Annotated in this window: 28 protein-coding genes and 1 pseudogene; 2 read left to right on the top strand and 27 right to left on the bottom strand. The window is 42.2% G+C overall.

The genetic code is table 11. The features are described 5' to 3' along the window. The first annotated feature begins 223 nt into the window (after positions 1-223). Positions 224-2,752: a glycoside hydrolase family 2 TIM barrel-domain containing protein gene (locus tag T541_RS0118160; RefSeq protein WP_026653986.1), complete on the top strand. Its 2,529-nt coding sequence runs from the start codon at positions 224-226 to the stop codon at positions 2,750-2,752. Between the two features lie 6 nt (positions 2,753-2,758). Here the strand turns inward: T541_RS0118160 and T541_RS0118155 are convergent, their stop codons facing one another. From T541_RS0118155 to T541_RS20975, 19 genes and pseudogenes are all read right to left on the bottom strand, one after another. Next, positions 2,759-4,159, bottom strand: a complete 1,401-nt coding sequence (locus T541_RS0118155; protein ID WP_026653985.1) for an MATE family efflux transporter — start codon at positions 4,157-4,159, stop codon at positions 2,759-2,761. A 5-nt stretch (positions 4,160-4,164) separates the two neighbouring features. Next, positions 4,165-4,323, bottom strand: a complete 159-nt coding sequence (locus T541_RS21540) for a hypothetical protein (RefSeq protein ID WP_155839581.1) — start codon at positions 4,321-4,323, stop codon at positions 4,165-4,167. A 246-nt stretch (positions 4,324-4,569) separates the two neighbouring features. Next, a complete protein-coding gene (locus T541_RS20985; RefSeq protein WP_026653984.1) occupies positions 4,570-5,190 on the bottom strand; it encodes a DUF998 domain-containing protein in 621 nt (206 codons plus the stop codon). Positions 5,191-5,254: 64 nt separating this feature from the next. Beyond that, positions 5,255-5,461 carry a hypothetical protein gene (locus tag T541_RS0118135; protein WP_044913968.1) on the bottom strand — a complete coding sequence of 69 codons (207 nt, stop codon included), beginning with the start codon at positions 5,459-5,461 and terminating at the stop codon, positions 5,255-5,257. A gap of 161 nt (positions 5,462-5,622) precedes the next feature. Further along, the gene (locus T541_RS0118130) at positions 5,623-6,933 is read right to left on the bottom strand and encodes an ABC transporter substrate-binding protein (RefSeq protein WP_026653983.1); all 1,311 of its coding nucleotides are present in this window, start codon (positions 6,931-6,933) and stop codon (positions 5,623-5,625) included. Beyond that, positions 6,930-8,546: a histidine kinase N-terminal 7TM domain-containing protein gene (locus T541_RS20980; RefSeq protein WP_026653982.1), complete on the bottom strand. Its 1,617-nt coding sequence runs from the start codon at positions 8,544-8,546 to the stop codon at positions 6,930-6,932. The genes T541_RS0118130 and T541_RS20980 overlap by 4 nt, the downstream gene beginning before the upstream one ends. 6 nt (positions 8,547-8,552) lie before the next feature. After that, positions 8,553-9,275, bottom strand: coding sequence for a LytR/AlgR family response regulator transcription factor (locus T541_RS0118120; protein WP_026653981.1), 723 nt, complete (start codon positions 9,273-9,275; stop codon positions 8,553-8,555). 232 nt (positions 9,276-9,507) lie between these two features. Then, positions 9,508-10,212, bottom strand: coding sequence for a DUF6796 family protein (locus tag T541_RS0118110; protein WP_034467997.1), 705 nt, complete (start codon positions 10,210-10,212; stop codon positions 9,508-9,510). 187 nt (positions 10,213-10,399) lie between these two features. Next, entirely contained in the window at positions 10,400-10,732 is a 333-nt protein-coding gene (locus tag T541_RS0118100) for a DUF3795 domain-containing protein (RefSeq protein ID WP_026653978.1), read from the bottom strand. 31 nt (positions 10,733-10,763) lie between these two features. Further along, positions 10,764-11,639, bottom strand: coding sequence for a GNAT family N-acetyltransferase (locus tag T541_RS20345; protein ID WP_034467993.1), 876 nt, complete (start codon positions 11,637-11,639; stop codon positions 10,764-10,766). Between the two features lie 5 nt (positions 11,640-11,644). Next, positions 11,645-12,127 carry a GNAT family N-acetyltransferase gene (locus T541_RS21270; RefSeq protein WP_242840806.1) on the bottom strand — a complete coding sequence of 161 codons (483 nt, stop codon included), beginning with the start codon at positions 12,125-12,127 and terminating at the stop codon, positions 11,645-11,647. A 71-nt stretch (positions 12,128-12,198) separates the two neighbouring features. Beyond that, positions 12,199-12,681, bottom strand: a complete 483-nt coding sequence (locus T541_RS0118085; RefSeq protein ID WP_026653976.1) for a flavodoxin family protein — start codon at positions 12,679-12,681, stop codon at positions 12,199-12,201. 143 nt (positions 12,682-12,824) lie between these two features. Then, positions 12,825-13,376: a hypothetical protein gene (locus tag T541_RS0118080; protein WP_026653975.1), complete on the bottom strand. Its 552-nt coding sequence runs from the start codon at positions 13,374-13,376 to the stop codon at positions 12,825-12,827. Positions 13,377-13,397: 21 nt separating this feature from the next. After that, a complete protein-coding gene (locus tag T541_RS0118075; RefSeq protein ID WP_034467990.1) occupies positions 13,398-14,066 on the bottom strand; it encodes a GNAT family N-acetyltransferase in 669 nt (222 codons plus the stop codon). Between the two features lie 57 nt (positions 14,067-14,123). Then, a complete protein-coding gene (locus T541_RS0118070; RefSeq protein WP_026653973.1) occupies positions 14,124-14,858 on the bottom strand; it encodes a CPBP family intramembrane glutamic endopeptidase in 735 nt (244 codons plus the stop codon). A gap of 22 nt (positions 14,859-14,880) precedes the next feature. Further along, positions 14,881-15,486 (bottom strand): helix-turn-helix domain-containing protein, encoded by a 606-nt coding sequence (locus T541_RS0118065; RefSeq protein ID WP_026653972.1) that lies wholly within the window; start codon positions 15,484-15,486, stop codon positions 14,881-14,883. Positions 15,487-15,497: 11 nt separating this feature from the next. After that, the gene (locus tag T541_RS0118060; protein WP_026653971.1) at positions 15,498-16,163 is read right to left on the bottom strand and encodes a phosphatase PAP2 family protein; all 666 of its coding nucleotides are present in this window, start codon (positions 16,161-16,163) and stop codon (positions 15,498-15,500) included. Between the two features lie 277 nt (positions 16,164-16,440). Continuing rightward, a pseudogene (locus T541_RS20335) lies at positions 16,441-17,040 on the bottom strand (DUF1349 domain-containing protein). A gap of 13 nt (positions 17,041-17,053) precedes the next feature. Beyond that, entirely contained in the window at positions 17,054-18,292 is a 1,239-nt protein-coding gene (locus T541_RS20975; RefSeq protein WP_051538352.1) for an immunoglobulin-like domain-containing protein, read from the bottom strand. A gap of 62 nt (positions 18,293-18,354) precedes the next feature. Here T541_RS20975 and T541_RS20325 point away from each other — a divergent pair, with 62 nt between their 5' ends. Continuing rightward, complete coding sequence (locus T541_RS20325; protein WP_051538351.1) at positions 18,355-18,669, top strand: transposase; 315 nt, start codon at positions 18,355-18,357, stop codon at positions 18,667-18,669. 37 nt (positions 18,670-18,706) lie between these two features. Here the strand turns inward: T541_RS20325 and T541_RS0118040 are convergent, their stop codons facing one another. The 8 genes from T541_RS0118040 to T541_RS0118005 all read right to left on the bottom strand — a co-directional run. Then, on the bottom strand, positions 18,707-19,228 hold the full coding sequence (locus T541_RS0118040) for a GNAT family N-acetyltransferase (protein WP_026653969.1): 522 nt from the start codon (positions 19,226-19,228) through the stop codon (positions 18,707-18,709). Between the two features lie 435 nt (positions 19,229-19,663). Further along, a complete protein-coding gene (locus T541_RS20970; protein ID WP_051538350.1) occupies positions 19,664-20,554 on the bottom strand; it encodes a J domain-containing protein in 891 nt (296 codons plus the stop codon). Next, positions 20,551-21,231 (bottom strand): hypothetical protein, encoded by a 681-nt coding sequence (locus T541_RS0118030; RefSeq protein ID WP_026653968.1) that lies wholly within the window; start codon positions 21,229-21,231, stop codon positions 20,551-20,553. Before T541_RS0118030 ends, T541_RS20970 begins: the two co-directional genes overlap by 4 nt. Then, a complete protein-coding gene (locus T541_RS0118025; protein ID WP_026653967.1) occupies positions 21,224-21,667 on the bottom strand; it encodes a YunG family protein in 444 nt (147 codons plus the stop codon). The genes T541_RS0118030 and T541_RS0118025 overlap by 8 nt, the downstream gene beginning before the upstream one ends. A gap of 183 nt (positions 21,668-21,850) precedes the next feature. Beyond that, on the bottom strand, positions 21,851-22,774 hold the full coding sequence (locus tag T541_RS0118020) for a radical SAM mobile pair protein B (RefSeq protein ID WP_022755164.1): 924 nt from the start codon (positions 22,772-22,774) through the stop codon (positions 21,851-21,853). Continuing rightward, positions 22,750-23,448: a radical SAM mobile pair protein A gene (locus T541_RS0118015; RefSeq protein WP_022762011.1), complete on the bottom strand. Its 699-nt coding sequence runs from the start codon at positions 23,446-23,448 to the stop codon at positions 22,750-22,752. Before T541_RS0118015 ends, T541_RS0118020 begins: the two co-directional genes overlap by 25 nt. Then, on the bottom strand, positions 23,445-23,882 hold the full coding sequence (locus T541_RS0118010; protein ID WP_022762010.1) for a radical SAM mobile pair system MarR family transcriptional regulator: 438 nt from the start codon (positions 23,880-23,882) through the stop codon (positions 23,445-23,447). The genes T541_RS0118015 and T541_RS0118010 overlap by 4 nt, the downstream gene beginning before the upstream one ends. 108 nt (positions 23,883-23,990) lie before the next feature. After that, the coding region (locus T541_RS0118005) for an MFS transporter (protein WP_026653966.1) at positions 23,991-24,893 on the bottom strand (903 nt) is incomplete at its 5' end.

The raw sequence follows: 24,893 nt of genomic DNA, 5'->3' as shown, positions 1-24,893 counted from the left end.
ATAATCTCTACATGATAATTTTATCCCAGAGATCTCTCTCATGCCTATGCCAAATCTTTTTATCCCTTCGAACATTTTTTAATATAAAGAAGTCTTTTAGAGTATATTATTTTTCTTTCGTCGATTTTATGTTCGTAAAAGCCTATTTTGTCGTAAATATTAAACCTTGTCTTTTGTTTCTCCTGTATATATGATTTAGAAAAAAACAAGGAGATTTTCACCTATGCGTAATCAGAATATTGATAAAGGATGGCAGTTTAATTACGGAACTATAGATGGTTTTCCCGACCCATCCAGGGAAAGTACACTTCGTGAAGTAGATCTCCCTCACGACTATATGATTTTCAGCTCTGTAAAAAAAGATGCTCCTGCCGGGGCTTCAAGCGGCTTTTTTACTGAGGGTGTAGCCTATTACACCAAAAAGGTAATGATCCCCGCAGAGTGGGAAAATGACGATGTTTACCTTAAGTTTGACGGCGTCATGATGAATGCTACTATAGCTGTAAACGGCTGCAAAGTGGCTCTTCAGCACTACGGATACGCTCCTTTTTCTGTAGATATCACGCCTTACATCTATTTTGGCAGGGAGAACAGCGTCACAATAACGGTTAATCCCAGCATGCAGCCCAACTCCCGCTGGTATACCGGCGCCGGAATCTTCAGAAGCGTGGAACTGCTTCACTTTCCAAAGCTCCACATCGCTGATGAAGGAATTTTCGGCTACACCAAAAGCATTGAGTATGACTCTGAAGGAAATGCCCTCAGGGCTTATATTCGCGTAGAAATTCAGGTACAGAATAACACCCTGGACAATAAGATGGCCGGTGTCAGCGCATTTCTGACAAAAGACGGAAGCGATGAGGTAATAATCTCACGATCCCAGAAGATCCAGGTTAATCCTGCGTCATCGGAGACAGCCTATATCAGCATTACTCTTGATAAACCTGAGCTCTGGGATGCAGAGAATCCTAACCTCTACAGGCTCTGTGGCTCTGTGACTGATCTTGGCACCTTCAGGACTCACTTTATTCCGGCAGACAATGAAACCTGCGACGAAACTTCAGTTTTATTCGGCATTAAGACCGTAACTGCAGACGTTGTCAACGGCCTTAGGATCAATGGCAAATCCGTCAAGCTAAAGGGCGGATGTCTCCACCATGACAACGGAATGCTTGGTGCAGTTTCTTTATATGACTCAGAGCTGCGAAAGCTCTCCATAATGAAAGAGATAGGCTTCAACGCCATCAGAACCACTCACAATCCCCCTTCCTCTGCGCTTATGGAAGCCTGCGACCGTATTGGTATGTATGTCTTTGATGAAGCCTTTGATGCCTGGGGGATCATGAAGCAGCCCGGGGACTACAACCAGTACTTTGATACGGATTGGGAAAAAGACCTTACAGCCTTCATGAAACGTGACAGAAACCACCCATCAGTTACTATCTGGTCCACAGGTAATGAGATTCCTGAGCGAGGAGGCCTTGGAAACGGCTATACCCTTGCAACTCGACTCGCAAATAAGGCTCACAGCCTTGACCCCAGTCGCCCCGTTTCAAATGCGATCTGCTCTTACTGGAGCGGTCTTGATGATGAGCTCGCTGCTGAAAATATGAAAAAGGTCATCGGCGTCGATGCTGACGGCAATCCTCCACTTCAGAACGCAGACGGCGGTAAGAATGACACCAGCTGGGAGGAATTCTCTGAAGCCTTCACCAATAGCCTTGATATTGTTGGATACAACTACATGGAAGACAAATACACTCTTGACCACGAGATGTTCCCTGAGCGCGTTATCCTCGGCTCAGAGAATTACCCCAAAGAAATCGGCATTCGCTGGCCCATGGTTGAATCCACCCCATACGTTATCGGTGATTTCACCTGGACAGCCTTTGACTATATAGGTGAAGCAGGTATCGGAAAATCCGTCTTCTTAGAAGAAAATGATCCCATGCACAAAATAGGTGGTTTTGCCCTGATGTCACACGGATCACCCTATCCATGGCGACTTGCCAACGACGCGGATGTAGATATAAGCGGACATATTCTGCCTCAGGGCGAATATCGCTCAGTTGTCTGGGGAAGTGATAAGACTTACCTGTACTCCTACGATCCTGCCACTCACGACAAAAAAGAGCTGATCAGCAACTGGGGATTTACCGATGTCAGAAAGTCCTGGAACTGGAAGGATGCAGACAATAAGCCTGTTTTTGTTGCCGTATTCTCAAACGCAGAGCGTGTTGAGCTCTTCCTTAACGGCAAATCAATGGGTATCTGCAAGGAGGGAGAAAGACTTGCATGTGGTCTGCCAAAGTCATTCCTCTTTGATATCACCTATGTTCCGGGAACACTTGAAGCTGTAAGCTATAAGGGAAACGATGTTATTTCAAAAGACACTCTGGCAACAACCGGCGCTGTAAGCTCCATTAAGCTGATTGCCGAAAGGCAGGAAATGCCTGCTGATGGCCACAGTGTGACCTACGTTCAGGCAAAGCTTTTAGATAGCGATGGAAATATTGTTCCCGATGCTGACAACAAGCTTACTGCAACAGTTACGGGAGAAGGCTCTCTTGCCGCCTTTGGCTCAGCCAATCCAATAACAGACGAGAATTATACAACCGGCTCATTTACAGCCTACAGGGGCCGTACAACTGCTATTATAAGAAGCGGCTATACAAGCGGAACCTGTACTCTTACAGTATCAGGCGAAGGGCTTGAAAGTGTAAGTGCAACGATCAATATAAAGTTGGCATGAACATATTCAGGCTGCCTGTGGCACAGTAAGGTTCTTAAGCCAACGCCCCTTACGAAGCCAGATATGGAAAATAACAACCTTAACAAGATCAAGGAGTTTGATCACAAAATACATTGTTACAGGTCCGACATTTGTGTATCTTGCAAGAACAAACAGCATGGGAAGCATTACAAGGATCGTGATAAAAGCATCTGTGTACATTCCCATTGCAGTGTCGCCGCCTGCCCTGGCTATGGCCTGCTGTGCATTCATGATAACCCATACCGGCATGAAGAATGAAAGCAAAACGACCATACTTCTGCAAATATCTACTGCACTGTCGCTTAATCTTCCAAATACAACCGGAACAACAAGTGTAGTTCCAAAGCCCACAAATGTCATTATTATGCCTAGCACCGCCGCGCCTGACAGAATCCACTTCTTCTGAGTCCTAGCTTCTTCAAGTTTCCCTGTTCCAAGAGTCTTTCCGATTATGACACCCGTAGCGGAGTAGATACCACTAAAGGCAACAAAGAACAGATTTGCAATTGCAAAGCCTGATGCCATACCGGATACAACATCTGCTCCGCCTCTTCCATTGTAAATCGCGGTTGTCATGGTTTCAGACAGAACCCACACCATCTCGCAGAAGAGCATCAATGCACCTTTCTTTAGCATTGTTCCAAAGAGCTTTCCATCGATTCTGAAAAACTCCGTCATCTTGAATCTGAAGTCCGGTTTTATCACGATATATACCACAATAAAAGCGATAAACTCCATATATCTTGCGATGACAGTCGCGTAAGCTGCCCCCTTTACTCCATATGCCGGGGCTCCAAGATGTCCATAGATAAGTCCCCAGTTAAGACAGGTATTTATCAGGGTTGCTGCAACTGTTATTACCAGTGGTATCCTTACCTTTCCCATATCCCTGAGTGAACTTGCTATACATACGGAAATCGTCATAGGCAGACCTACGTAAAAAAGGATTCCCATGTAACTAACCGCCTGGTCAAGTATCATGTCTGCCTGAGAATTTCCTATTACCATCAGAGACAGAATCTGTCTTGGGTACACCATGCACACAAGGTAATACGGAATAAATGCCAGCATTCCCATGACAAGCTTAAATCTGAAGGCCTGCCCCATTCCATTCTCATCATCTGCTCCAAAGTACTGCGTCATGAATATTCCACCGGCCATGCATATGGTATTGACATAGACCATAAAGACAAATAAGATCTGCCCCGCCACATTAACTCCTGACATTGCCACGTCTCCAAGTCCTGAGACCATGAAGTTATCCACCAAAGAAACCATACTCTGTATGAGCTGCTGCAGCATTATCGGTACAGCTATTGAGAGCGCATTTTTATAAAATTTACCGGAACCAAATAATCCATCCCGAGTTTTTTTTACTGAATTCATTTATTTCAAATCCTTTCCTTAAATAATCTGACTGCTTCCTGTTCTGTCTTTGCCATCCTGAGATAATCCTTGCCGGTGATTACCTCCGCGCCAAAGTGCTTTTTTATATTATTTGCCAACGTTGACTTCCCACTACAATTCTCTCCAATTAATCCAATAAGCATTATTATTCCTCCTATCTTATGACCCCCTGCATCTGTCTGCGATATCTAATCTCATAATCTGCAGTAACTAATCCCAATGGTTTCTTCTTAAATCTTTTTATGATCTTAAACATTTTTTCTTCCTCCATTTTCATCCGTGGAAAGGTGGGGGGATGCCGTTAAGCATACATTACAGCAAAAGAAAAGCAGGCCCACCCTTTTCACGGATAATGACCTGCTATACACTGATTTAAAAAACGGTCCTTATTAAGAATCCTTTCCAAGCCTTCCAGCAAAAAGAAAAATACCAAGACCTGCATTAAATGTTACAGCTGACATTGTGCTGAACCTTTCGAATAATCCAAAGACCGACTTGGGGAAAAGAGCCATTCCAATTGGTCCCATCAACATTGCCAAAAGACATACTCCTGCCAGTACGGAAAGGGATTTCATGTTCTCTTTTGCTGCACCAATAATTGTGAGCACCAGAGCAGCCAAAGAAAAGATAACTACTGCGGCAGTAACCACAAGATGCATTATATTCTGTGGATGTGTGTCCGGAACATCGCTGACCCATGGAAAGAGCTTATATCCCACATCGGATATCCATTCCATTGCAGCAAAAAAGTATATACCAAGCTTTAAAAGCTGTGATCTGCAGTTCTGAATCGCCACACAAACTGCCATGATTGATACAAGTCCGCATGGTCCATATAATGCATTAAGCTGGTTTGCCAGATCCCGAGATGGTGCACCCACCGCAGAAAGATCGCTCACAGCCATGCTCAGCCAGTCATATCCAGGATATGCAAGTGGCGAAAACACTACCATTGCAGTGTAAGAAATAAAACTCAGAATACCACATATGCCAAGTTTAGTAAGCTTCATTGATTCCTCCAATTTTCAAATGCTGCCTGGATTACTGCGATTCTCATCTCTTATATTCTTATAGCTACTCAATAATTTTCTCAGGCCATTTACATATCCCAACCTCAAGAGCACGTTCTTCTTTAAGGTGAAAATCTGCATATTTGCAGTACCAACAGCCTTGTATTGAGGGTATGGCATCCTCTCTTGGTGTATATGCAGGACAGATATCCTCCGGCCAGACGCTTCCATCTCTTTTGGGTACTTCATATCTATTTGAATTTATTTCCATTTACCGCTCTTTCCTCCTCATAAATAGCACTTACTTCTTTGCTCATATACAATCTAACACGCATAAAAAAACAGACCCTTCCGAACACGGATAAAGGTCTGTTTTACACTGTATTGTTTTACATGGCGTCACATTTAAGTGCCTCAATGATACTGTCATTCCTACCGTAATGTTTTTCTCGAGACCTTCTGAACTCTGGCTGCGGCTGCTTCCGGGGTAATCTCGTCTTTTGCCAGATCTGCAAGAGCATCTCGAACAGCTATGTAAAGGTCTTCATAAGGTATTATCCTTGATCCAGCAACATTTGTTTTACCGTTTTCAACGATGTACTCAAGGTTCTTTTGCCCATCCTCATTAAGCCCCTGTACATTCAGTTCCATGTCAGTTCTGGAGGGCATGTACTCAAGATACTGGTTTACAAGAATCTCCTGCCCTTCATTAACAAGATAATTCATCCAGCGAAATGCTGCTTCCTTATCTTTTGACTCTGGATTCATGCAGAGAATCACATCTGTAGCCGCTGTCACCGGCGCAATCATTCCATCGCCATTCCAGTCAATAAGGAAAACTTCATGATCTGCACCTTCACCATGGAAATTTTCATAGGTCTTTTCATCCTGAAGAGTGTACATGTTCATGGCCCAGGAACCATTTGCAAACATTGGAATGCTTCCCTGACGCTGAAACATATCATTAACGTCGTCATACAACGTCATTTTTATGGCTTTGTCCTGAAACACTCCGTTACTGAAACTCTCCTGCCATATCCTGAAGGATTCTATAATAGGCTCTGTTTCAAAGGATGCCTTGCCCTCTATGGCATCATATAATGCATCCCTGTCACAGTCAGCTGCTATAGACATCCACATATCCTGATCAAGCCATGCATCCTTAGCTCCGATTGCCATGGGATAGCTGCCATTTTCTCGTAGCTTATTGCAGGTTTCAAGCATTTCCTGATAGTTTGTTGGTACGCTGCAGCCATATTCCTTAAGCATATTTACATCTGCCCAGAGATATCCGGCGTAGGTCTGCCCCAGAGGAAGTCCGTAGACATTCCCGTTCTCATCGCTTACATTCTCTATACAGGAATCAATGAACTTATTCTGCCAGTCCGCTCCCCAGGCCTTGATGCAATATGGCGTAAGTTCCTCCTCGAATGCCCTGGTGGTATCAAAATCCGTACCGGTAGCGATGCCAAACACATCAGGACCACTGCTTCCCATCAGTTTTACCCTGAGGTGATTCTGGTAGTCTCCCGAACCTTCACAAATATATTTGATCCTGATATCAGGGTTTTCTTTCTCAAAAGAGTCTATGATCTTATAGATAGGACTGTCAGGACCGTAATCTGCCGGATTCCAGGTCATGAAGGTTACGGTAGTTACACCTTTATCGGCGCCCACACTGCAACCGGCGATAATAGCTGCGCATATGATTATGGTTAATAAAAACAATGCTACTCGTTTCATATGATCATTCTCACTTTAAACTTATTGTCCTCAGCAATATATCTTATTTCACTGTTTGTCTTCTGCACAAAATCAAGAACGCTGCGGGTTCCGATACCATGCCCCACCTCGGTTGTGACAGGATAACCATCTTCATTAAGCTCTGCTTTTCCATCACAGGAATTTACAATCTCAAATAGTAGCTGCTGCTTAAACTTGGCTGTAATATCAATAAAGCGGTCGCTCTCGGTCACCTTCTCGCAGGCGTGGATGGCATTCTCGAAGAGGTTACTTATCGCAATGGCAAGCTGCATCTCATCAACACCCGGATTGTAAGGGATATTTGCAGACACGTTTACCTTAATGTTATTTTTCTCAGCAACTGTTACATAATGCGTGATAGCTGCATTGACTGTGGGATTCTCACAGTACCGCTGGCCGGAACGGGGTTCCTGGGACAGCCTTTCCTCAAGGCATTTCCTGGCTTCCTCCACTTTACCATCCTGGATCAGGGATAGAATAAGAGCTTCAAAATGTCTCCTGTCATGTCTCATTGCCCTGTCCTGACTGAGCATTTCTTCTGTGGCGCCAAGTCGCTCCTTCATGCTGTCTGCCGCCATTTCCAGCATGGCAGCATCTGCTTTTAGCTTATATTCCCGTTGTTTAAGAACAGTCGTGTCCACCAGAGCATACAGCTTTCCAATAAGTTCACCATCTGCATAAAGCTCTTTTTCTTCCGGAGAAAAGAATCTTTCGCCTATTGCCAGCGTATCCCCTTTTACGATAGCCTCCCTAAGCCGCTCCACAACGCCTTCCGCATCCTTTGTTACCTCCGGAAACAGCTCTTTTACGTGCTCGTTGTAGTACTGAAGCCTTCCATCCGGGTCCACAGCTATAACACCTTCAGAGAGCCTGTCCACAATATATTCCCTTGCCATGTCGATAATTCCCAAAAGGTTATATCTGAATATTGCAATGAACATGGAGATCGTGACTGCCACATTTCCAAATACAGATATGTCAAAAAAGTATGTGACAAAGAATATATGTGAGATCTGGCAGATGAAAAGAACTGCCTCAATGAGGAACCCAGCAATTATTATCATCGCTCGTTTTTTTGCAATTTTGCCCCTGTAGCTTTTCAGACTCTTAAACAGCAGGTAAAACACAACTATAATAACAGCGGCCTGAGACTGCATAAACACCTGATGTACAATGCCGCTTCTATGCAAAAGAACCGGGAAAAGCCCATCCTTATCAAACCAGATCTTTGAATAATAGAGATTGTGGCTTTCCAGTGTGAAGACAAAAATATAGACCAACACGTTAAACAATACAAATGCTCTTACCAAAAGCTTATGAACCCTTATATGACAAAGCTCTACCGTAAACATAAAAAGAGAGAAAATGATCCATACTCTCCCGGCATACGAAAATTTCAACGCAGCAATATATTCATCCTCTGTTTTCGATAAAAGTTCCAAAAGGTAGCCTGTATTGTTTACCAGCATCACCATGCAATTAATGAAAAGATATCCATGAAGCTTGTTCTTAAGGTTCCTAAAAACAATGAACCCTTCAAGGAACATGGCGAATATACTGATAATCATGGCGCCTAAAAGAAAATCATGCATTCGTCTTTACTCCAATCTGTAATCCATATATCTGTCAGCGACCTCGGCATATCTGCTCTTGGATACCGGCACCACCTCTTTACTTCGAAGAGTAATGTCTGTCTTCGTAAGTTTATCAATGGCAGTAAGATTAACACTAATGGACTCATGACATCTGATGAAATCCTGCCCTGAATGGTTCTCATCCATATATTCCATAAATCCAATCCTGAGAGTTGGAGTAGAAACAACCTCCCCATCTGCCATGTGATAGCTGACCACATGATTGCGGTAGTCAATATACATTATGTCATCGAGCCTTAAGGAGCACATACCGCCCTTTATTTTGACCGTCACAGATTTCCCGTCATCTGTCTCGATCCGCGTCAGTGCAAGGTCAAGAGTTGAAAAGAGCTTGTCCTTAGCCACCGGCTTTAGTATATAGTTTATGGGATTTACATCAAAGGATTCCAATGCATATGAACTCTCAGAAGTAGCAAAAATGATCTGCGCATCAGGCTGATTCCACCTAAGTTCCCTTGCCGCCTGAATACCTGTGACCATAGGCATTACTATGTCAAGAAGATATATTTGTGGTCTGAAGGTCTCACAGTCCTGAATCAGTTTGTCCGGATGGTCAAATACTTTTACTTCAGCCCGGATTTCTTTTCCTTTTAGATATTCAGATACAAACCCGCATATCCGCTCTCTGTCGGATCTGTCATCATCACATATTGCTATACGAAGCATTATGAATTCCCCCCGCGTTTTACATCACACGTAATTATTCTACCACTATCTCCACTACCATTTTATATCTATATAAAACAGACAGAATTTTTTACACTGAATCCTGTCTGATTTACAGCATCAAAAAGAAGCCCATTCTTATTTATCTGTGAAGTTGCCTGTATTACAGCTATTTTCATGATGATATTTCCCTTCTTGCCAATGCTCTGTGTGTAAGTTTGATCCTACAGCTTTACAAGCCAAAAAGCGCAAGTACTCCATAAGAAGCCAATCCAAGACTCGCAGCACAGCAGCTTGGCGCATCAATAAATATTTTTAGCTTTGTTGCCCTTAGTAGCAAGCCAACTATCTGAAAAACAACAGGGTTAAGTAGTACGCACCACAGAGGCAATGGCATGACCCCTTTTATTATAAAAGTCATAACTGCTATAGCGGGAATTATCACAAGCATCGTATACAGTGCAAAGAACGGAACATATATCTGTCTGAAAATCGAATTTATTACCTCTTCCGCAAGCTCCTGATTATCTTTTTTCATAATAACCTGATATATGGTTGGCTGCAGGCATAGGAATATGTGTATCATAAAGCCACCCATGGCACCACATAAAAAAATAATTCTGAGGATCATGGCACTTATCGCATAGTTCCCGTCCATCTGCATAAGTGAAATAAATCCGCATGAATACATGGGAACTGCAAACATAGCCAGTATACCTGACAACACAAATCTAAAATGAGCCATTCTCTCCCATGCGCTATCAATAACTCCCATCTTCCCAAGCTTTTTGTTGTCCGGTCCCTTAATGTCCAAAAGCAGATCAGCTATAGCACACAGGATTCCCCCGATTATTCCGATAATTCCCAAAACAAATCTTGCAGTATCCGTCATTTTTTGTACTCCTCCAAAATCATCACCGTAACCCCCATAGTCCATATGGATCGCCCTCAAGTTCTCCAAAACTGCTAAGTGAAGAATGTACTTCCAAAGTCATTCCTTTTTCAATTCCAAGCTTTTGCAATGCCGACTTTAGTTCCTCTTTAGTTATAGTTCGTTTGCTCAAAACGACCTCCTACTTCCATGTGTCAAAGAAAAACAAACTAATAAGAACCAGTACACCTCGTCAAAGATTCAAATTCCGGCGCGCTTCTTCATTATTCCCGATAATCATAGACACTTTGTCGCAGCTCTTCACCTCCTTACAAGTTCCACAGGTTTCATAATCATTTCTCATAGCGCATTGACGGATCGTACACATTGAATCGCAATAGGGGAATTTAACACCGGCGGTTCTGCATCCCGCACAGTTAATCATTTCCGGTGTAATATCAGCTTTATTCATTTCTGACCATTCCTTTGCAACTTTTTCACGCAGATCATCATCATTATTTACTGTTGCAATACGTGCTTCACATGCTTCACAGTTTAGTCCACAATATGCAATATACTTATTCACTTTCTTAACCTCCTACACAATCATAATTGTTCTATTTCTCAATCCCCTTGTTTTGATAAAAACTGTAGTGGTATTTGTTTCTGAATCCAAGTCTGTAATAAAAATCCATGTCTGATATTACAAAAGCTCTCTTAGCACCTAACCTCTTTGCCCTACTCAGCGCTTCATGAATTACAGCCTTAGCTATTCCTCTTCCCCTATAGCTTGGGATAGTACAGACAGGCTCTACATACACGTAGTCCGTCTTGGGGTTATACCATAGACCGCATATGGAAATGAGTTCTCCCTCCTCATTGCATGCAGCCACACAGATATCCCTGTTAAAGTGCCTACGCGCCCTTGGAGTAGCGATTCCTTCTTTTTCAAACCTTTGTTTATCTTCTCCGTGATCAAACCCTTGCCAAAAAAGCCATGATAGCTCATAAATATCCTTAACAGGATTCGGGTTCACAAACTTAAGGCCCTCTGGCATAGGAGCTCCAAATTCCCTTTCCAGGTCCAGCTCCATGATATTTTCTGTTTGCTCATTCCTGATAAAGCCCTTGTTTAAGACCAAATCTATTTCATCTGTGTTGTCATCGCAGACTGCAAGGGAAAATCCAGAATCATCCATGAGATTGGTGCAGGCATAATCTAATATTTCAGGATATAACTGCTTATAATCAGGTAAGACTCCACAAAATCCCTCACCGAAATACATATCATAGATTGCTGCACCAACAACGTTACCATCATCAACCCAAAGCCCAATGGACTCAATCAATTCCTTATTGAATTCCGGATGCTCATACATCCACTCAAATCTCGCCCAGTTCCAATTAATATAGCTTGTATCTCGAGCATTTAGTTCTATAAGGAAATCACATACTGCCTCATAATCATTATCTGCATATTTCTTGAAATACATTATTCCTACTCCTTATACACAATAAACCTGGGACCCTCTTCTCCGATCTCTCCACTCACTTCAAATCCACATTTCATCAGCACCTTTTGAGACGCCGCATTGTCAGGATCTGTCTCTGCCTCAACAGCCACTATTTCCGGATGTTCAAATGCCCATTTTATTGTCAGGCTCACAGCCTCTGTTGCATAGCCATGTCCCTGAAACTCATCTAAAATTCCGTATCCGATTTCAGGATTTTTCTCCTCAAGCCCCTTGAAACACAGATCTCCGATATGTGTTCCATCTGTCTTTTCAATCATCCACATGGCATACCAGTCCCACTGATCCGGATGCGTAAGGCACCCCTCCAGCATTTCACCATATGCCTTCTTAAGCTCATCATCCTTTTCCGCCTGGATTATTCTTTCCATCTGCTCCCTACTAGCGGGATATATCTTTATTCTTTCTGTTTTTATCATCATTCTCCTCTTTATTTCTCCTGATTTCATATTATCTTAAAACCAAAAACAGACCTACCTTTACACGGATATAGGTCTGTTTTACACTACTTAAAATTCTGCTATAGCATCTGACAAAACTCGCTGAGTCTATGCGTATTATCTTCTGAAGGTTTATCTTTCGGATCAATGAAAATCGCAGTCGCGGCAAAGCTGGTGATTCCAATGCAGTCCTTTAGCTTAGAAAAAGCTCTCTCTGCCCCGGAACCGCTTTGGCAGGCAAATGCAGCTATAGTCTTATTTTTCAAGTTCTCTTTATTCTCCAAAATAAACGTCCGAAGCGGAGGCGTAAACGTTCCTGCCCAAACAGGAAATCCAAAAACAATCTCATCATAAGCTGACACGTCCAGATCGTATGCCTCAAGCTCGGGCTTTTCTGCCATAACAGCACTCTTCCCACCCCAGAAAAACTTTGAGAATCCACTGGTCGAATACGCTTTCTTTGGAACAAGTTTTAATTTATCTGCTGGAAGTACCTTTGCCAGTTCATCTGCTATATACTCTGTGTTACCTTCTAATGAGAAATAAATTATAATCCTTTTCATGCCAGAACCTTTCTTGCTTTGTTGCACCATTTCAAATATGCCTCATGCAAGCTCTCTGTAATCCTTCATATCAACCCACTTCTTTTTGGTTATCAGTAAATATGTCTCTCACAATTATACCCGGGTAATAATCGCCTTACAATCTACATATGCTCCTTATAGTATTCCAAAAACTCCGGAGTTTTTGACCAGTATTTTATTCCCCAGTTCTCGAAGTCCCACTCTTCCATATAGTCATTGCACTCATAATCAATATAGAAAAGCTCTCCATTATGAACAACAAAATTCGTCGGGAAATAATCAATATTGGTCTTTGCAGGATATAGGAGTTCACACATTGCTTTTACCTGTCTTATATAATCAGGGTCCATCTGATCTCTGGCAACAAGCTCATAGATAGTCTCACCGTCTATGTATTCCTTCACAATGCGTTCTTTATCAATATCAGCATCAATCATTTTGGGCATTCTGATTCCAATCGCCGTCAGTCTTCTGTAATCATTTATTTCAGACTGGATCTTGTCACCAAACTGGTAATATGCACAAGGCTCGTGGTGTATCTGTTTTAAGACATACTCCTTACCATCCTTTACTGCCAGGTATGAATATCCTCCCTTACCCTTGCCAATGAGCTTCTTAACTATATAGCTGACTCCATTAACGCTACATGCTTCTCCATGACCTGTTTCAAACATAAGACTCCCTTCCCTCTGTCATCAATCAAACAGCTGCCCCGGGAGCTTTTTCTTTTCCTTGGGTGGGAACTGTTTATCGAATTCTTCTACATCCTCATCTTTAACATAGTAGCCCTGAGGGGTCTGATATACTCCGGTTACGTCATCAAGGTATCCCGGGATCAATTCTCTGCACAGAAAAAATGATGAATCTGCGTCTTCAGGCAGATCATGATAACGAATTCCAAACTTGCTTGCATAGTCGAATCCGCAGTGGCTATAGAATCCGATATTTCCTTCAAAAAGAACTGCTCCGAATCCCATTTCTGTTGCTTTCTCAAGGCAGTAATCAAGCAGCTTCTTACCATAACCCTTGCGCTTAAGCTCCGGCGTGATTCCTATTGGCCCCATGGTAAGTACCGGGATCTCCCTGCCATCATCAGCTTCAATAACAGTTTTCATAAACATGTTCTGACCGATAAGCATTCCGTCCTGTTCTGCGACAGAATGATCACCCGGATCATTCTCCTGAACGCTTAGGTGCATGACAAAATCAAGCTCCGGAACAAATGCCGGATCGTCCCTCAGCACATGAATTACATAGTGCTCACTGCATCCGGGACGATACACGTTCCAAAATGACTCTCTTACAAGATTTTCAACATCTCTATAATCTTTCTGTTCTTCTAAGCGAATTATATAATTACTCATTGTTTTCATTCTCCTTTATAATGAAGTTCTGCCCGAACTACGTTCGTCAGAACTAGCTTACTCACTAGGCTCGTCAGTACCTCGCCAAGTGATTAACCTAACCAGATATAGGCAATACGCCAAAAGCACTGCAAACTGGATAGTTCCAACTATTATGTTCAGTTTCATATCACCTTCATTCGTGATGAAACCGCAGAAATCATGAAATGCATGTAGCAAAATGCATGGCCAGATACTCTTTGTCCTGAGGATCACAAAAGCCATTACAACTCCGTAGGTAAATGCAAACGCCATCTGCAAAAGTGTTTCTGCAAGTCCAGCCCCACCCATTACATTCAGCAGATGACTCATTCCAAAAAGAACTGATGAAATAATGATGGCCTTTGTCTCCTTTTCTTTCCACATATTGCAAATGATACCCCTGAAGTATAGTTCCTCTGTCAGTCCTATCCCCAGTGTAAAAATAAGATTAGGAATAAACAGTCCGCTGTCATCAGACATGATTCCACCGGCAAAAGCAGCCAGGGCCACAATTATAAGTGGAACGTAATACAAAAACCTTGTAGCTATACCGCTCACGGGCTTCTGAAAGCCAAGCCCTCTAAGACTGTGATCCTTGACAAGAAAAAATGCAATTGCTACTAATGCACAGCTCCATATGATAGCCGCCTGTGCTGTAATAGCCTTAAGACCCTCAAGCTGTCCCATGACCACCGCAGCCCCCTGGGCAAAGTAGAACAAAAGAACCGTAACTGTTGCTAAAACTGTATTCCTTACTAAATGCTTTGACATAATCCCTCCTGAAACACATGATTTATCTCATTTTGTAGATTACAATTCCCTTTGCCACAATCATCAGAAACAGCATTGAAACTCCATAGGCTTCCCTGCCCATTGCGAGAAGAAGTACTGCGGTAATTCCCACTATCACTGATATGGCTGTAATGATCCTGCTTCCCCTTTCCTGCCTCAGTCTTGTCAAAAGAATCTTAACTGCTCCGATGATTACCAACAAAATAAAAACAGCCCAGTAGAGCATACACTTCAGTCTTCCTGCCTGAACATAATCAGGAAGACTCACCGCATAATAGACACCATCGATCCTATTGGGATATATGGGCAGGACAATCATTATCATCGCAAGCACATCTATGATTCCAAGAAGCATATCGCAAATATATCTGATATTGTCCCTATTCTCTTTTTCGGCAATCGATACCATCTTTTCTGCCGACAAAAGTTCGTCTATAGATACTGAAAAGAATCTCGATATCTCTTTTAACGAATCTATGCTCGGGTACCCACGACCTGACTCCCACTTGGAAATTGCAGTCCTTGAAACATATAGAGCCTCTGCCAGCTCTTCCTGAGTCATATCTTTATTCTTTCTAAGTTCCTGCAGTTTTTCGCCAAACTCCATTTTACCCCCTGTCAGGCTTTTGCTTTGTCATCAATGATAAGAACAACAGCCCTGTATAAAAGAAATAATCCCGTACTCAAGAGAATTGATCCCATGATATCTGTCAGCCAATGTACTCCAGCTACGGTTCTTCCTACAAGCATAAAAATGGAGAACAACGCCGAAAAGAAGCATACATATTTCAGTACGACTTCATTCTTCATCCTTCTTTTCGCCTGAAACCAGAGAGTAGGCATGACGCTTAATACCAAGAGTGTTGTAGACGATGGATAAGATGCCTCCATAAATCCATCTATCAGGACCGGTCTGTAATTGATTGGGATCATTTCAAATATCAGATATCCAAATATCACTATAATATAGTATATCCCAAGTACTATTATGTCGTAATCGACTCTAAACAGGCTCTTCCTTTGTATCAACTGGGTAAGACCGATACCTGCAAATATCAAACATATGAATATAGGCACAAGTCCCAACCAGTCAGTTATGGTGTATATGACCATATGAACCCCGGTCAATTTGTGAAAATAGCAGTTGATCGTGGCAAAACCTATGTCTGTCCCATTTTGCCCGACAGGCTGAACATCAACGATTTGGATCAGTAATGTCCAGACTACAAATACAATTAAATACAATGCTCCAAATAATAAACTCTTAAATCCTTTTCTTTTCATTTCTCATAATCCTTTCTGTTTTGTTCGCGAGGCTATATGAACCGTAACAAGAATCATGAAAAAACTAAAGAAACGCTTGGTGACATGTATGACACGATTCGTATCATCTGCATAAACAAGCCTATCACACAATTAAAATATGGTCGTCATCTACACGGATAACGACCTAAAAATCACTGATATTATATTTCTTGATTTCTCACTCTGTTGGAAGTGAGAGTGCTTTTTCATTAATCCAAAGCACATCCCATGGTGGGGTCTTAAACAATTATTCATTTCATCCCTCATCCGGCTTCTGTCCATCATGTGCCTTCCACGCACACTCTGTCAGGGCTATGTTTGTAAACTCTGCGGTAAAAGAGCTGTCTTCCGGCGAACATGCATATATTCCAAATCTCACCTTGCCAGCACCCTCATGCATATGGCAAACTCTCATCTGTTTCCACTTATTTCCATCATCTGAGCACTCGATACAGTAATCATCTTCCCTGCGGCTCAGCCTATACCACATAGACTTCACTGACGCAGGAATCTCAGTAGTTGCCCAGTCAGAATAACCGTGGTTGGTAACAACTGATCCAAGGTGCTGGAACTCCTCGTTCTCATACTCAATTGAGCCCTTAAGCCAGTTCTCACTATCCAGGTACATCACAACTCCGCACTGATCAAAGCGGTGATGGCTGTCAGCAAAATCTGTTTTCACCACAAAGGAAAAGAACTTTTCCTATGTCTCCATTTGAAACACAGGAGCATTATCATTCCTGAAATGGTAGTACGTCCTCTGCCATAAATCTGTATGCGGTAATGTCGTCACAGTAATCTTATCCTCTGTCACGCTGTAACTCTTCGGTTCTCTGGTCCAAGTGAATTTCAACATATCTCATTCTCCCTCATCCGGCAATTAAAAACTGTGCGCTCAAAGTATACCGATTCAAACTATCACCTTCGCTGCTGGCTCCTGAATCCAAAACTGTCTTGGTTATCTTATATGTTCCAGGTTCAAGATTTCCGTAAAGCCATTCCCAGTTAGTTTCAATCTCAGCTTCCCCATTCTTTGGAATATTGTAGCCGATATCAGTAAAAACTCCGTTATCAATTATCATCGGAACAGCTTCCCACTTCTCACCTTCAAGTTTCTCAAGTGTGTAGTCTTCTCCATATATCAGCTCGCCGGTATTCTTATCTTCGTATTGCCTGAAATGAACAGTCAGTCCTGAGGGCGTCACATTACTAACACTCATCATGAGCCCAATAGCCTCAACTTCAGAATCTGAAATGTACTGTCCTATTCCGCCTTCAGTCTTGCTGGTATCAAACTTAAGCGTATCCAAAATGGTATCTGCTTCTTCCCACATATGGCTTATCCAGGAATCGCAGTCTATGCTCTGGGCAACTATCTGCGGACGCTCATCTCCAAAAGTAATGAAATCCCAATGCTCATGATCATCATATGTGCCAACATGCGCAGTATATCCCGCTAATGTAATCTCTTCCTGGGAAAGTCCTGTTCCGCAAACGCCAAAACCGTCTGAGCAAAAGAGCTCTATCTGCCCTGCATCTGCAGATTTTGGTTTTAGTATCAATCCGTATAAACCATAAGTGAGCTTCCCATCATCCACTGCAGAAATCTCCGCTGTCCATCCTTCCGGAACAACTACAGACATCTCTCCATAGGGTCCGCCCACTGAAACTATCTGCTTTTCATAGGCACTTCCTGTGGCAAAAGAGCTCCATTCGCCATAAACTCTCTCGGCTCCGTTGCCTTTAAATGCCCTTACTCTTATTCTGAAATCGAAATAATCCTGCGCACCGGTAACGTAAGAATTATCGGTAATCTCAACTGTTTCAGGTTCTCTGTATTCCTTTTCTGAATAGTACTTATTCTCCTCAGAGACTTCGTATCCTTCAGCACCCTCAACCGGATCCCACTCGAAAACAACCTCTGCACAGTCTTCTCCCGGCCTCAAAACTCCGTCTTTCACCGCAGGCACACCAAGAGTGCTGGCTTCAACCGCTTCCGGTTCACTCACTGTGCTGGAAGCAGCTCCGCTATCTGATACTTTGTTATTTCCACATCCAACAGTGGCAATCGTCATAAGCATTACCATAACAACACAAAATCTTTTCATACTGCTCCTCCATTGCTTAGTGCAATCACTCATCCTCCAGTTCTTCGCCTTCAAAATCTCCCTTGGGACATTATTATGAAAGTGATGAGAATGCTCTTCTCAACAGGATCAGAGAGTACAAGAGCAATTACTTTGACTGGGTTAATGATTTCTCCATCCCGACAACAAACAACCTCAGCGAGAGGTCGCTCAGATATGTAAAGACTAAAGGCAAGGTCTCCGGCCAGTTCCAGAGCATAGAATACGCATCATATTTTGCAGATATCAGGACTTATCTTGAAACCAGTGCCAGAAATGGTGTTAATGAATTCACTGCCCTCTTAAGACTGACTTCTGGAGAACCATATACTGTAGAAGAACTATTAGGCGGAGCATAACTCCGCCTGGTTAGAATACACATCAACTAATAAATATTTAATCAACTACATAGTTATACTCGAGGCTATAGTCTCTATCGCTTTCTTCATTACTAAGATAGTCATAACCTTTATCGGAAACAATCTTAAAGCCGCATTTCTCATGTGTTTTCAATGATGCTGTATTTTTTTTGCTCACGCAGTCACATACTCTAAAACTTCCTTCTTTTTTCAAATTTTCAAGGACAAGATTGATAAGATGCGCAGCATATCCCTTCTTTCTGCTTTCCGGAGGTGTTTCAAGAGCTTCAATATAGAACAATCTAGGCTCAACCATGTTGGTTCTTAGTGCACTGAGCCATTCTCCATTCTCTTCATATATCCAGTAAACACTATCCTCTCGCTTGAAAAAATCATTCTTTAAAAAATCGCAAAAATTCGTCTCCACAAGCTTAACTGCTTTTTCTTTATCCTTTTCGTCTGGATAAAAATACTCGGTATTATCATAATTACTCTCTTGATATATATCCATCAGTTTTCTCTCATCCAAGTCACTATACTTCATTATTTTTCTAAGCATAACAATACCTCCCAAATGCAAACAGAAATATTGTAATCTTCATGATAGAAAAAATAAAGAACATCTTACGCAATTAACTGTGAATAGTAACTGATGTGGCCTCCGAAGCGTATTTCACCATAAAAAGTACAATATATTGTGTCGCAAAACAAAAAAGACTCCATCACAATCGCAACGAAGTCTTAGGAATCTGTATTAAGTCTTATCTCAAAAAGCAAAATAAATGTCGTTATCACGCGGATTCTGTTATGTATTCTGTATCTAAAATTGATTAAGATATTATCATCAAAGGAAAACCATTTCATTTGGTTAAGTCCTTGATGCTACTATCCGATATACATGGTAGCAAGAGAAAGGAGGAAGATACACGATGAACAATCTTCCAAAAAGGTAAAGGTACCTTCACTGCGGCAGGCTCCCGGTGGAGGTACTTTTTTATGCCCGTATCAATTTTTCTATAAGTTTTCCGTTAGCAACAGGAGTATCTTTCAGGTTCTTTGGTATTGTAAGCTCTATCACAACATTCATGCGTTTCCCAGCTCTGCGACTCTTTTCAACTTTGGTAACTGAAGCATGTGCCTGAACCTTAGGATCTTCCAGAAGCGGAAGCACCACATAGTAAAGTTCATCCTCATCAAAGGATACTGTCCCAAGCACCTTGCCTGTTACTATTTCTTCTACCACAGCCCTATCTTCTCTGAGGAAAATATTCAAAGGCTCTCCTATAGTTGGTGCTGAAGCTTTCAGATCTGAAGGGTTCTCTTTTACAAATCCATTGAAAGTAAAAACTTCTACATCGCCATCCTCACGGACCTTCTTTCCAATCTTCCTGGCTGCATCTGCTGGAAGAACATACTCCTGCATCATAAGATGAAAGATATCTTTTACCTTGTCGGGTGCGAGTATTGCGCTATAGTCTGTCATGATATCCTTGCAAGCTTCCAGAACGCTTTTGGAAAAGAGCCTGAACTCCTCCATATCAGGATCCCAGACAAATCTTCCTCTGGCCATCTTGGAAAGTGGCAGTTCCTCATCATACATCTTGAACTGAACGTAGATATTCCTCTCGGAGAATGCTGCCTTGTTCTCAAAAGCATCCCAGGTAAATTCATAAGTATCGAAGTAAGATTCTCCTTCAGATTCTTTTATCTTCTTATAAGCTTCAATAACCTGTCTTATCTTTTCATCGTCCTCAGGATTCCTTTTTCTGGTTGGATCTGAGTCCGGATGGTACAAAATGAGAAGCTTTTTGTATTTTGCTTTTATTTCCCGGTCGTCATCCTGTTTGGACGCGCCGAGGATCTTGTAGGCTTCTTTAAGTGTCATGAGCTGAACCCACTAATTCTTTTGCCAACCTCTTCATCTGCAGTTAGATCATAAACCATCCTGTAACAGTCAAGTGCCTGATCTTTGTCGCCAGCATTCTCCGCCTCTTCTGCAGCCTTGTACAAAAGAGCAAGCGTCACAGGATTGGCTTCTGTAGGAATTTCGTTATCCTTAAGAAGCTTCTGGATCTGATTCAGATCTTTTTCTGCAATTTTCTTACCAATAGCCTTCTCCAGGAATTCCAGTTCCGCATCAGCCTGCTGAGAATCCTCGAAGTATTTGCTGTAGAGATAACATGCAGCTGAGACTTCCGGTTGGTACTTCTCCAGGTAATACCAGCCAAGGTTTCTGTAGTAAGCCGCGAGCTCTGCTCTGGTGCAGCAATAATTGTATGACTCAGTAGTGTATGAATACTCGCCTTCAGCATCCCCAAGCTGTTTGCAGCACAGGATGATTCCAAGAATCACTTCCATATCCACAGGATTCTCAAGATGTGCGGCAAGCCACTCCTGCTGAGCGCCAGAATAATTGCCGGAAAGAAGCAGCTCTTTTGACTTCTCCTTATGTGGTGTAAGCGTATCCTCATCAGATATCTCATATTCATCATCGCCCAGACAGTAGTATTCATATAAAAAGACTTCTGAAATATGCCTAAGGCAAACTTTTAGTTTACTCATTGTTTTTCTCTTTTAACCTCTTCTTAAGAAACTCGTAGCGGAGTCTCTTTTCCTCTTTTCCAAAATGCACCTCACGGGACTGTTCGGGATTATCAGTGTAGTCCAACTTCTCATCTCCGAACTGCTCACTGGTCAGATCAAACGCGCAGTCTCCAATTACGTTATAACAATGGAAGTTTCCACCAGCTCTTTCGATGCCATACACCTTGCCCCCGAAAATATCCTGAGCAAGGAATGCAGTTATTGAACACTGCCCCATAGTCTTATTGTCCTCGGTCCAATCTGCTCTCATCCTTGGTGCACATGTATCAGCACACCATATCTCTGACAAAGCATCGTACAGATCTCGTGGATTGTTGATGCCCTTGTATTCATCTGTCACTGGAGAAACGTTGGCGTTCTCCCAGCCCCAAAACTTGTAGTCTTTCTTCTCCATTTATTTCGCCCTTTTGTATATATATCAACCACCTTATTATAACAAATATAGGGCAGCCGAAGCTGCCCCTTATCTTTTGAATTTGGGTGACATTTGGGGACATTTTTTCAATTGGTAACGTAGTGAAGTGGTTAGGTGTTTTTTAGAACAATTTCCGGGGTTAAATTCCGGTTTATTCTTCCATCAAGGATTATGTATTACATTTCTCTTTCCACTATTGGCAGTTCCTCTTACTTCTTCGTGGTAAAAGTAATCTACGATTGTTGGATGTCCTTTCTCTACTCTCTCATACGGAGTTTCATTATCAACAAACCTGCAATCATACTTTTTAGCCAGCTCTTCTGCTTTCTTTTCCAGCGCTTCAAAATAGCTGCGGTTCTTTTTGTTATAGATTTCGTCATACAGCGGCACCAGATCCGGATGTTTATCGGAAATGTATTTCATGATATCTGCCTTAAAACCTCCGCGAAGATTCAGATTCTCAAGCCATACAAGGTCACACTGATCTTTTGTCCTGTCTATGATTGCCTCTATATCCGTAATCCCCGGGAACACGGGTGAAATGAAGCAAATTGTACGAATGCCTGCCGCATATACCTCTTTCATTGCAGCAAGCCTTCTTTCTATGCTTACTGCCGCATCCATATCATCTTTAAACTCTTCATCGAGAGTATTGATTGACCATGATACTGTAAGTCTGCTATTTTCATTGATCTCTTTTAGCAGATCCAGATCTCTTAGTACAAGGTCTGACTTTGTGCAGATAAGTATGTCTGCACCACTGTCCTTTAGTTCTTCCAGAAGTCTTCTTGTATTTTTATATGTTTCCTCTAGCGGATTATAACCATCCGTAACTGTTCCAATGATCACCTTCTGGCCGGCATACTTCTTTGGATTCTTTATTTCAGGCCAGTCTTTCACATCCATGAAAGTTCCCCATTCCTCCGTATGCCCTGTAAAGCGTTTCATAAAAGATGCGTAGCAGTATTTACAGGCATGGGGACACCCCACATAGGGATTCACCGAATATCCTCCAATAGGAGTATTCGATTTTGTCATTACACTTTTTGTTTCTATATGATTTACTTTGATTTCTGGTTGTTCCATATCCTCTGTTCCTCCAGCACTTTGTTAAAAGCATCCGGCATTTCCTGTATCATTTCTTCTCCCATAATCGGGACAAGATCTTCTTTCCAGAATACAGGAATGTTCAGTTCATGAGCCTGTTCTGTCAATGAATAAGCCCACCCGGGATCTGTTTTAACAGTCCTGCTCTTTGCACCTGTCATGGTTCCCACCACAATCCAGTCAATGCCTGTAAGATCAACCTTACCCGGATCATCGAACAAAGGCTCAAAGGTAACATGATATTTTTTTGCCTTCACATTGCTCCGCAGTGCATCAATACGCCATAACTCAGACTTTCTCGTAACTGTAACGCCAAACCATGCATTATCAAGATCTGTTTCAAAAGACAGAAGATCCGGTCGTTTGGTAAGAAAAAGAAACTGGTGCTGAGGATTCTCTGCTATCTTTTTAAAGACTTCCTCTCTCCATTCCTCATGCCAGCCCGAGAGATCGCTCATGCCGGTCAGCAGAAAATTCTGCGGCTTTTTCTTTTCCATCATACGAAGCTTTCCTTGAAAAAACTGTGGCTTTTCAAAATCATCTATGATGTGATAACGCCTCGTATTGTTTCTGGCATAGCAGTACGGACATCCAACAGTGCACCCTATAACAAGATTCATGTTCTGAATCTGATCTTTAATACAAATACTCATTTGTCACTCCATTCCTCAAGGTTTACCCTGATGCGGTTAAGATACTCTTCAAACTGAAGAATCTCTTTATCCGTAAAATCACGATAATAAATACTCCCCATCTCATTTGATACGGAGTCATAAGCTTCTTTAAGTTCTTTGGCTTTATCTGTGAGGAACAGAAGAGTTTTTCTCTTATCAGCTTCATCAGTTTTGCGGCTTATCAGTCCGTTTTTTTCCATCCGCTCAAGCATGGTTGTAAGTGAAGTAATTGCAAGTCCGCTTTTCTCGGAAATAATTTTAATAGGAACACCATCTTCCTGCCATAAGACATAAAGAATCCTTCCCTGAGCTCCGTTAAATGCATCAATGTTTTTTTCTGCCAGTATCCTTTCAAATATACGATCACCCAGCTGTTTTATTTTTGTAACAAGAAATCCACCATTTGTCTTCATAATTTAATACTCCTATATCGTAGTTTTATACTACGATATAGGAGTATTTTTGTCAAGCACACATATCATAACTTCCGGTATAATGCTCATTCCAACAAACTCGAATTGTTAGCACTCTGTCTTATTGCACCGGAGGCATAAAGCATAAAATACAATCGCCAGAAACTGTGATACCACAGACACAGTGACAAGATACACAGGATTCAAATCATACAGGGCACCGAGAAGCCAACTGCCCAGAAACCACGCAATACCTAATCCTGTCTCAAATATTCCGAAACCGGTGCTTCGCATGGAACGCGGAACGATTCCGCTGACAGCTGCTTTCATAATACTTTCCTGCGCACCCATTCCAATCCCCCACAGAATTATCCCAGCTCCGATCAACCAGGCATTTCCAGTCATAAAAACAAAATATGAGAAGAATGTGCTGCATAGTGTGGAAATGATCAGAGCCTTCAGCCCGACCTTATCATAAAGCCAGCCAAAGAATAGTGCAGCAAAGGCATCCACAGCCATTGCCCCAGCATATAGCAGGCTGAGCATGGATTCATTAAATGCTCCGGTATTAGCCGAATGAAGTGTGATCAGGGTGAAGTCTGCAAAGCCAAAAGCAAAAAAGCAGATGGCCGCCATGAACAGAACAAATGACTTCCTGAATTCAAAGCTTGCCGGTTTATCTTCCTGCTTTTCAAAGATCTCCGGATCAGGGTATCTTATCTTTGCTGTCAAAACAAGAGCTATTGTGATCATTGCAGGAACAAGCAGTATCGCAAAAGAGATTCTATATGTTGTAAAAAGGTCGTCTGTACCTTTTACAAGAGCTGTTACAAAAAGCAGTACCGGTCCGAGAAACGCGCCAAGCTGATCCAGAAACTCCTGATAGGCAAAGCCTTTTCCGGTTCCGATCTCGCTTGCCGCAAAGCTTACCAATGTGTTTTTGGCAGGCTTTTTTATCGCTTTTCCGATACGCTCCAGGATCACAAGACCGCAGGCCCAAATCCAGCCATG

This window comes from Butyrivibrio proteoclasticus P6B7 (genome assembly GCF_000622085.1).
In the GTDB taxonomy this organism is placed as follows: domain Bacteria; phylum Bacillota; class Clostridia; order Lachnospirales; family Lachnospiraceae; genus Butyrivibrio; species Butyrivibrio proteoclasticus_A.
This window is presented reverse-complemented; position numbering and strand designations above follow the sequence as displayed.

What these genes read in the sequence shown, in the direction of transcription:
- T541_RS0118160 (WP_026653986.1), top strand. Translation starts at nt 224, where the DNA reads ATGCGTAATCAGAATATTGATAAAGGATGGCAGTTTAATTACGGAACT.
- T541_RS0118155 (WP_026653985.1), bottom strand. Translation starts at nt 4,159, where the DNA reads ATGAATTCAGTAAAAAAAACTCGGGATGGATTATTTGGTTCCGGTAAA.
- T541_RS21540 (WP_155839581.1), bottom strand. Translation starts at nt 4,323, where the DNA reads ATGCTTATTGGATTAATTGGAGAGAATTGTAGTGGGAAGTCAACGTTG.
- T541_RS20985 (WP_026653984.1), bottom strand. Translation starts at nt 5,190, where the DNA reads ATGAAGCTTACTAAACTTGGCATATGTGGTATTCTGAGTTTTATTTCT.
- T541_RS0118135 (WP_044913968.1), bottom strand. Translation starts at nt 5,461, where the DNA reads ATGGAAATAAATTCAAATAGATATGAAGTACCCAAAAGAGATGGAAGC.
- T541_RS0118130 (WP_026653983.1), bottom strand. Translation starts at nt 6,933, where the DNA reads ATGAAACGAGTAGCATTGTTTTTATTAACCATAATCATATGCGCAGCT.
- T541_RS20980 (WP_026653982.1), bottom strand. Translation starts at nt 8,546, where the DNA reads ATGCATGATTTTCTTTTAGGCGCCATGATTATCAGTATATTCGCCATG.
- T541_RS0118120 (WP_026653981.1), bottom strand. Translation starts at nt 9,275, where the DNA reads ATGCTTCGTATAGCAATATGTGATGATGACAGATCCGACAGAGAGCGG.
- T541_RS0118110 (WP_034467997.1), bottom strand. Translation starts at nt 10,212, where the DNA reads ATGGACTATGGGGGTTACGGTGATGATTTTGGAGGAGTACAAAAAATG.
- T541_RS20345 (WP_034467993.1), bottom strand. Translation starts at nt 11,639, where the DNA reads ATGTATTTCAAGAAATATGCAGATAATGATTATGAGGCAGTATGTGAT.
- T541_RS21270 (WP_242840806.1), bottom strand. Translation starts at nt 12,127, where the DNA reads ATGAAATCAGGAGAAATAAAGAGGAGAATGATGATAAAAACAGAAAGA.
- T541_RS0118085 (WP_026653976.1), bottom strand. Translation starts at nt 12,681, where the DNA reads ATGAAAAGGATTATAATTTATTTCTCATTAGAAGGTAACACAGAGTAT.
- T541_RS0118080 (WP_026653975.1), bottom strand. Translation starts at nt 13,376, where the DNA reads ATGTTTGAAACAGGTCATGGAGAAGCATGTAGCGTTAATGGAGTCAGC.
- T541_RS0118075 (WP_034467990.1), bottom strand. Translation starts at nt 14,066, where the DNA reads ATGAGTAATTATATAATTCGCTTAGAAGAACAGAAAGATTATAGAGAT.
- T541_RS0118070 (WP_026653973.1), bottom strand. Translation starts at nt 14,858, where the DNA reads ATGTCAAAGCATTTAGTAAGGAATACAGTTTTAGCAACAGTTACGGTT.
- T541_RS0118065 (WP_026653972.1), bottom strand. Translation starts at nt 15,486, where the DNA reads ATGGAGTTTGGCGAAAAACTGCAGGAACTTAGAAAGAATAAAGATATG.
- T541_RS0118060 (WP_026653971.1), bottom strand. Translation starts at nt 16,163, where the DNA reads ATGAAAAGAAAAGGATTTAAGAGTTTATTATTTGGAGCATTGTATTTA.
- T541_RS20975 (WP_051538352.1), bottom strand. Translation starts at nt 18,292, where the DNA reads ATGAAAAGATTTTGTGTTGTTATGGTAATGCTTATGACGATTGCCACT.
- T541_RS0118040 (WP_026653969.1), bottom strand. Translation starts at nt 19,228, where the DNA reads ATGCTTAGAAAAATAATGAAGTATAGTGACTTGGATGAGAGAAAACTG.
- T541_RS20970 (WP_051538350.1), bottom strand. Translation starts at nt 20,554, where the DNA reads ATGACACTTAAAGAAGCCTACAAGATCCTCGGCGCGTCCAAACAGGAT.
- T541_RS0118030 (WP_026653968.1), bottom strand. Translation starts at nt 21,231, where the DNA reads ATGAGTAAACTAAAAGTTTGCCTTAGGCATATTTCAGAAGTCTTTTTA.
- T541_RS0118025 (WP_026653967.1), bottom strand. Translation starts at nt 21,667, where the DNA reads ATGGAGAAGAAAGACTACAAGTTTTGGGGCTGGGAGAACGCCAACGTT.
- T541_RS0118020 (WP_022755164.1), bottom strand. Translation starts at nt 22,774, where the DNA reads ATGGAACAACCAGAAATCAAAGTAAATCATATAGAAACAAAAAGTGTA.
- T541_RS0118015 (WP_022762011.1), bottom strand. Translation starts at nt 23,448, where the DNA reads ATGAGTATTTGTATTAAAGATCAGATTCAGAACATGAATCTTGTTATA.
- T541_RS0118010 (WP_022762010.1), bottom strand. Translation starts at nt 23,882, where the DNA reads ATGAAGACAAATGGTGGATTTCTTGTTACAAAAATAAAACAGCTGGGT.